The sequence below is a fragment of the Mesorhizobium sp. M7A.F.Ca.CA.001.08.2.1 genome (assembly GCF_003998455.1).
Lineage (GTDB): Bacteria > Pseudomonadota > Alphaproteobacteria > Rhizobiales > Rhizobiaceae > Mesorhizobium > Mesorhizobium ciceri.
This window is the reverse complement of sequence record NZ_RZPW01000308.1, coordinates 1-6,751: the sequence shown is the minus strand read 5'-3', so window position 1 is coordinate 6,751 and position 6,751 is coordinate 1. Positions and strand designations below refer to the sequence as shown.

9 protein-coding genes are annotated in these 6,751 nt (G+C 64.0%); 6 read left to right on the top strand and 3 right to left on the bottom strand.

The features are described from left to right. From dhaM to EN914_RS18745, 6 genes are all read left to right on the top strand, one after another. Positions 1 to 345, top strand: a 345-nt coding sequence (gene dhaM, locus EN914_RS18770) for a dihydroxyacetone kinase phosphoryl donor subunit DhaM (protein WP_127389199.1), incomplete at its 5' end; no start/stop codon positions are given. 22 nt (positions 346 to 367) lie between these two features. Next, on the top strand, positions 368 to 670 hold the full coding sequence (locus tag EN914_RS18765; RefSeq protein ID WP_013528086.1) for an HPr family phosphocarrier protein: 303 nt from the start codon (positions 368 to 370) through the stop codon (positions 668 to 670). Next, positions 654 to 2,240 (top strand): phosphoenolpyruvate--protein phosphotransferase, encoded by a 1,587-nt coding sequence (gene ptsP, locus EN914_RS18760; protein ID WP_024501817.1) that lies wholly within the window; start codon positions 654 to 656, stop codon positions 2,238 to 2,240. Before EN914_RS18765 ends, ptsP begins: the two co-directional genes overlap by 17 nt. 11 nt (positions 2,241 to 2,251) lie before the next feature. After that, positions 2,252 to 2,674 (top strand): hypothetical protein, encoded by a 423-nt coding sequence (locus EN914_RS18755; protein WP_013528088.1) that lies wholly within the window; start codon positions 2,252 to 2,254, stop codon positions 2,672 to 2,674. 37 nt (positions 2,675 to 2,711) lie between these two features. Beyond that, a complete protein-coding gene (gene dhaK, locus EN914_RS18750; RefSeq protein WP_024501818.1) occupies positions 2,712 to 3,698 on the top strand; it encodes a dihydroxyacetone kinase subunit DhaK in 987 nt (328 codons plus the stop codon). 64 nt (positions 3,699 to 3,762) lie between these two features. Next, complete coding sequence (locus EN914_RS18745) at positions 3,763 to 4,779, top strand: nucleotidyltransferase family protein (protein ID WP_024501819.1); 1,017 nt, start codon at positions 3,763 to 3,765, stop codon at positions 4,777 to 4,779. Positions 4,780 to 4,786: 7 nt separating this feature from the next. On the opposite strand, the gene EN914_RS18740 is transcribed toward EN914_RS18745, so the two are convergent. The 3 genes from EN914_RS18740 to EN914_RS18730 are packed head-to-tail and all read right to left on the bottom strand — an operon-like array spanning position 4,787 to position 6,482. Next, complete coding sequence (locus EN914_RS18740; RefSeq protein WP_024501820.1) at positions 4,787 to 5,764, bottom strand: serine kinase; 978 nt, start codon at positions 5,762 to 5,764, stop codon at positions 4,787 to 4,789. Then, a complete protein-coding gene (locus EN914_RS18735) occupies positions 5,761 to 6,195 on the bottom strand; it encodes a lasso peptide biosynthesis B2 protein (protein ID WP_024501821.1) in 435 nt (144 codons plus the stop codon). The genes EN914_RS18740 and EN914_RS18735 overlap by 4 nt, the downstream gene beginning before the upstream one ends. Continuing rightward, positions 6,195 to 6,482, bottom strand: coding sequence for a PqqD family protein (locus EN914_RS18730; protein ID WP_032898709.1), 288 nt, complete (start codon positions 6,480 to 6,482; stop codon positions 6,195 to 6,197). Before EN914_RS18730 ends, EN914_RS18735 begins: the two co-directional genes overlap by 1 nt. Positions 6,483 to 6,751 lie beyond the last annotated feature (269 nt).

The following is a 6,751-nucleotide window of genomic DNA, read 5'->3' as shown; positions in this document are numbered from 1 at the left end:
GCCGAGGGCACGGCCGACATGGTGCGGCAGATGGTGGGCGACGAAGTGCCGCTTGCATGGTGCGGCGGAAACGGCCATGGCGGGCTCGGCACCAATGTCGAGGCGATCATGGGCGCCATCGACAAGGCCTGGTCGGAAGCCGGTGTCGCCATCCTGGTCGATCTCGGCGGCGCCGAGACCAACTCGGAAATGGCGGTGGAGATGATCGGCGAGCCACGGTCGCACAAGATCATCGTCTGCAACGCGCCGATCGTCGAAGGCGCGGTGATGGCAGCGACCGAGGCCTCCGGCGGCGCCTCGCTGCGGGAAGTGGTGGCGACGGCACATGAATTGTCGCCGTCGTGAACGAACGGGAATTTTGAAAGACATGTCCGCATCCGCCGAAGCGACCGTTGTGATCACCCACGAGGTGGGTCTGCACGCGCGTCCTTCGGTGAAGTTCACCAAGCTGGCCAAGAGTTTTGCCGCCGAGGTGGAGATCGCGCTCGCCGCCAACGGGCCATGGTTCGACGCCAAGAGCATCGTCAAGGTGATGGCGGCCAAGGCGCCGAAGGGCACCGTGCTGCACATCAGGGCCAGCGGTGACGGCGCCAATGATGCCGTCGACGCGTTGGTCGAACTGGTGCGGCGCGATTTCGACGAAGGCGCGGACCATGTCCGAACCGCTTAGACTGCAAGGCATTTCGGCCTCGGCCGGCTATGCCGAGGGGCCACTGTTCGACCTCGACCAGACTGTCGTATCCTATGTCGGCAAAGAAACAGCCGACGACGAGAAGGCCGCGCTCGAAGCCGCAATCGCCGTCGCGACAAGCCGTCTCACGGCATTGAGCGAGATGGCCGAGGGCGATGCCGCCGACATTCTCGAGTTTCAGATCGCCATGCTGCAAGACGATGCGCTGAGCAGCCCGGCCTTTGCCGCGATCCGCACCGGCCTGCCAGCCGACAAAGCCTGGCGGCAAGCGCTTGATACCGAGATTGCCGGCTACGACGCTTCAGACCAGGATTATTTCCGCGCACGGGCCGCCGACATACGCGATATCAGGGACCAGGTGCTGCGGGCGCTGTCCGAGGATGGCGACGTCCAGGCGCCAACCGGCGCCATCCTCTACGGCTGGGATATCGCGCCGACGCGTTTTCTCGAAACCGACTGGAGCAGCGGCGGCGGCATCGCACTGAAGGCGGGCAGCACCGCCAGCCACGTCGCCATGCTGGCGCGTTCACGCGGCGTGCCGATGGTTGTCGGGTTGGGCACTTCGCTGGCTCGTCTAACCGGCACAGCGCTGCTCGACGCCGAACATGGCGGCATTGTGTTGTCACCCTCCAAGACTGAAATCGCTGCTTTTCGCCAATCGTCCTCATCATTCCGGGCGCGCAGCGACCGGGCCGGGACGTTCCTGGCGCGACCGGCGGTGACCAAGGCCGGCACGGCGGTGCGCGTGCAGGTCAACATCGCCGACCCGTCCGATGTCGACCTCATCGACATTACGACCTGCGACGGAGTCGGGTTGATGCGCACCGAATTCCTGTTCGGCAAGACGCTGCCGGATGAGGAGACGCAGTATCGCGCCTATCGCAAGGTGCTGGAGTGGGCCGGTGAAAAACCGGTGACGATCCGCACCGTTGACGCCGGCGGCGACAAGCCGGTGCCCGGCTTTACGATCGAGGAGAGCAATCCGTTTCTCGGCCTGCGCGGGATCAGGCTGTCGCTGGCAAGACCCGAGGTGTTTCGTGTACAGATCCGGGCGCTGCTGCGCGCCGCTGTCCATGGCAGCCTGAAAGTGATGTTCCCTATGATCGCCATTGTGGAGGAATACCGACAGGCAGCGGCGATGTTCGCCGAAGAGCAGACTGCACTTGCCGCACGCGGCGTCGCACACAACATGCCGCCGCTCGGCATCATGGTCGAAGTGCCGTCGGTGGCGATCGTACCGGAAGCCTTTACCGATGCCGCCTTCTTCTCGATCGGCTCCAATGATCTCACCCAGTATGTCATGGCGGCCGCCCGCGACAACGCTGCCGTGGCGCATCTCAATTCGGTCCGTCATCCGGCCGTGCTGCGGCTGATCGCTGCCGTGACCGCGTTTGGCCAGCGGGAAGAGATCCCGGTCAGCCTGTGCGGCGATGCAGCCGGCGATCCAGCCTCGATCCCGTCACTGATCGAGGCCGGCCTGCGCGATCTTTCCGTCGCGCCGGCGCAACTCGCCATGGCCAAGGCGGCCATCGCGGACGTTTCTGTCTAGGCGCGGCCGGCATGGTCGACAGGACACCCGAACCCGGTTCCGAAGAGGCGATCCGCGCCTACAAGACGATCCTGTCGCAGGTTATCGACCAGCGCCCGTCCGGTATGCGCCAGCGCCTGGCCGATGCGCTCGGCAAGCACCGCAGCTTCGTCACGCAGATTTCCAGTCCTGCCTATTCGATCCCGATTCCGTCAAAACATTTGCCGGCTATATTTTCCGTCTGCCATTTCAGCCCGGCCGAGCGCGACCAGTTTCTCGCCGCCTATCACCAGGCGCATCCAGGCAAGATGTCGATCGCATCAGGCATGCGCAAGACGCGGCATGTCTCGCTGATCGTGCCGGATTTCGGCGACGACAAGCAGAACGCCGCGCTCGATAAGGCGGTGAACGATTTTATCCAAAAGATCACCAGCATCACCGGCAAGAGTGGCTGATCACTTGCTATCTGGCCTATTTCGGGAGGAGACGGCCGTGAAGAAGTTTATCAATTCGGTGGACACGGTGCTGACCGAAAGCCTCGACGGCTTCGTCGCCGCCCATGCCGACATCCTCGTGCTCGGCGACGAGCACAAATTCATCCGCCGAAAGACCTTGCGGCCGGGCAAGGTGGCGCTGATCTCCGGCGGCGGTTCCGGTCACGAGCCGCTGCATAGCGGCTTTGTCGGTCACGGCATGCTGGACGCCGCCTGCCCCGGCCAGGTATTCACCTCGCCGACACCGGACCAGATGCTGGCGGCGGCAGAGGCCGTCGACACCGGCGCCGGCTGCCTGTTCATCGTCAAGAACTATGAGGGCGACGTCATGAATTTCGAGATGGCGGCCGAAATGTCGGAAGGCGTCCAGCAGATCGTGACCAATGACGATGTCGCGGTCGAGAATTCTTCCTATACGACGGGCCGGCGTGGCGTCGCCGGCACGCTGGTGGTGGAGAAGATCGTCGGCGCGGCGGCCGAACACGGCCTGGCTCTGGCGTCGCTGAAGGCGCTTGGCGACCGCGTCAACGCTGCTACCCGCTCGATGGGCGTGGCGCTGACCAGTTGCACCGTGCCGGCGGCGGGCAAGCCGACTTTCGATATCGGCGACGGCGAGATGGAGTTCGGCGTCGGCATCCATGGCGAGCCCGGCCGCCGGCGCGATGCGCTGAAAAGCGCCGATGCGATCGCGCAGGAGATTTGCGCCGCGATCCTCGGCGATCTCGGCGACAAAGCGAAAGGCCCGGCGCTGCTGTTCGTCAACGGCTTCGGCGGCACGCCGCTGATGGAACTCTATCTGATGTACAACAGCGCACGGCTAATCTTCGAGAAGCATGGCGTGACGGTGACCCGTTCGCTGGTCGGCTCCTACGTCACCTCGCTCGATATGGCCGGCTGCTCGATCACGCTGACCATGCTCGACGACGAGACGACCGCATTCTGGGACGCGCCGGTACACACTGCGGCGCTGCGCTGGGGCATGTAAAAGCTGGCTTACATTAGGCTTTTCTGCAACCATTCCTGACTTGCTCGCAATGCTAGCTGGGTTGATGCTGCCACCGCTTACTTCCGCCGAAGAAAGACTCTTGCTGCGCTTCGCTGACCCCGAGGCGGCGGCAGGCGGCGAAGATTTGTCGGCAAAGACGCTGACGGCGCTGCTCGACAATGCCGAGTTTCACGGCGTGCTGCCGATCATGTTGCGCAAGCTCAGCGGGGACGCGCGGCTGCCAGCGGATGCCGACCTGCACGGCAAGCTGGAGGATCTGCGCCAGAAGGCAACGATCGCCACCGGCCAGTCGATGCTGTTGAAGTATCATGGGGACCGCATCATGAAGGGACTGGCGGCGGACAATATTCCGGCGCGGATCGTCAAGGGACCCGTCTTCGCGCGAAAGCTCTACCGCAACGTCGCCGACAGGCCCTTCACCGACATCGACATCCTGGTCGAACCCGCCAATCTGGCCAGGGCAAACCAGGTGATCGCGGCATGCGGCTTCGAGCTTGGCAGCAACGAGGCCGAATCCTACGAATTGCAGGAATTCAAATGGCTGGAAAAAGAGAATTCCAGCCTGCTGGTCGAACTGCATGGCGACCTCGTGCATGACACCGGCATGCGGCGGCGCCTGTCGCTGGGTTTCCCTGAATTGCGCGCCATCGACGGCGAAGCCACGGACACGCCGGCGGCTCTTCTAACGATCGCCATCGTGCACGCCGCGGGCGGCCACAAATTCCACCGATTGCAGCTTTGCGTGGACGTGCTGCAAGGGGTGCGGGCGCTGCAATCACCCGAAGCGGAAGCACGCCTGTTCGACGCTGCCCGTATGACCGGCATCGAACTGGAGTTGGCAATCGTGCTCAATGTGACCGGCCAGCTGTTCGACGAGAGCCGCGCGCTCGAACTCGCCGGCCGCATCAAGCCCGATCTCTCCATACGGCTGGCCAGGCGGCTGATCACAACGAATACGCTGCTTGGCGTCAATTCCAGGGACAGACTGGGCTCGCGCCTGCGCCGCGACGCCTTCCGGTGGATCCAGAGATTGGCCAAGGCCAGGCCGCAAGTAGCCTGACTTGACGTCAATCCAGGGTGCCGCGGATCAGCGCCGCCGCGTCAGCGGGGCGCGCGCCTACTTCGAGCTGGAAGGTCGGCACCGCATTGACCAGCCCGGCGATGGTCGCCAACCTGCGCTTCTGCATCGGCAGCAGCCCGGTCATGCCGGTGCGGACATTGTCGACTGCCAGTGTCACCATCGCGTCGGTCCTGGCCATGGCGACGAGCCGGGTCTGGCCGTCGGCGGAACGCGCCAGGTGCAGAAGCGCCGCCACCGGCCGGGCGGATGCGTTTTCCACCCGGATGATAGCCCCCAACCGTTCTAACGAGACCGGCTGTTCGCCGTTGCGATCCCAGGTCTGGCCAAGGCATGGCGCCACCTGCGGGATCATTTCGGCAGTCTTCTGGTGGATTTTGACGGCGCGCGGCAAGCCCCATGCCACGACCTTGCCCGAAGCGACATTCAGGATCATGGCGTCGTCGGAGCAGAGGCCAAAGCCCTGTGTTGCCAGCGCCAGCGACGTCGTGGTCTTGCCGGTGCCGCTCGGGGCGTGGATCAGCACCACCGCATCGCGGTCAGGCAAGGTCAGCCCGGCCGTATGCAGCATATGCTGGCCACCGGCGTCGAGCGCGGCATCCAGAACCAACATCGACGGCGTCCAGGCGGCTTTCGTACCGGTGCTAATCCGGAGTTCGGCCCAACCTTCCCCACCATTGATCGCAACGATTTGGCGCCCGGGAAAGATCAGATGGACAATGCCGCCATCCTCGATCATCCGGCAGGGACCATCCTCCGGCACCTCGCCATCGAAGACCAGGGATCCATTGGGTGTCTCGTCCAGCGTGTCTGTTTCGGTGATCTCAAGACGAAAGTCCGGCGCGACGGGTTCCCCTATGCGCAGGCTGCCCAGCATCCGGTCGAAATCCTGCCACAGCTCGGAGCGCTCGGCCGATATGCCAAGGATCAGGCCGTTGAGGCCATAGCAGGCTGAAGGTCTGGTCAAGCGGGACGCGCCTTTACGGCATCGGCATGATGACGATAGATCTCGACCATGCCGGGAAGCTTGTCGCTGACCACCGGCTTGCCGTCGAGGCAGACCCAGCAATGCGCCGATAGACGCTGCGCTTGCATCGACTGCGGTTCGACGCCGAAGCGCAGGTCCGGATCGAAGCCGGCTAGTCGCAGGAAACGATGACCGAGCAGACCTTCCCTCAAGCACCTGCGGTCACGCATCAGCCAGGGATGGCGGACCGTGCGGTTGACGCTCGCGACGATGTAGGCGGACGGCAGACCGCGATAGGGCGTCGACGAGGCGAGCGGCGCCCATCTGAGCACCTCCTCGAAGCTCCGGTTGGTGACAAGGACCGGCATCAGCCGCGCGCTCGCCCAGAGATGGCAGCGAAAAAGAGCGCGCAGGAGCGGGCCGTCAGCCATCAAGCACCTGGCGCGGCGAGGATACCTTCCGAGATCAGATCCGTGGCCAGTGCCGCCATGTCCTGATCGAGCGTCCCCTTGTCGACCTCGAACTCCTCGCAAAGCAGGTCGACGATCTGGTCGAGGTTGCGCGCGCCGTCCACCTTGTCGAGAAAGGCTTCGGTCGTGCCGTTGCATGTATAGAGCTGGCCGCTGCGCGCCAAAAGCACGACTGCGCCATCGCCCACATGCTGCACCGAGGCATCCTCGGCCAGCCGCAGAACGGTTCCAGAGACTATTTCCACCACGCCCCCTCCAAGCCATGCTCATCCCGGAAATCAGATAGCGCGGAGGTGGAGCGCTGTCTATCAGCCGATCACGGGAGCCCGGTGCACGGACCAACGGCCTTGCTGACAGATTTTCCGCGCCAGTCGCGTTAGAACCTGCTCGGTTGCGTCTTCCCGGCCGCATTCGGCCCAGAAATAGTCATCGATGAAACGTGACAAACAGCGGGCTGCCGGCAGCGGACGTTGCATTTCTTCCCCTAAGTAAGGTAAAACCTGCCTGGGTATTGGGG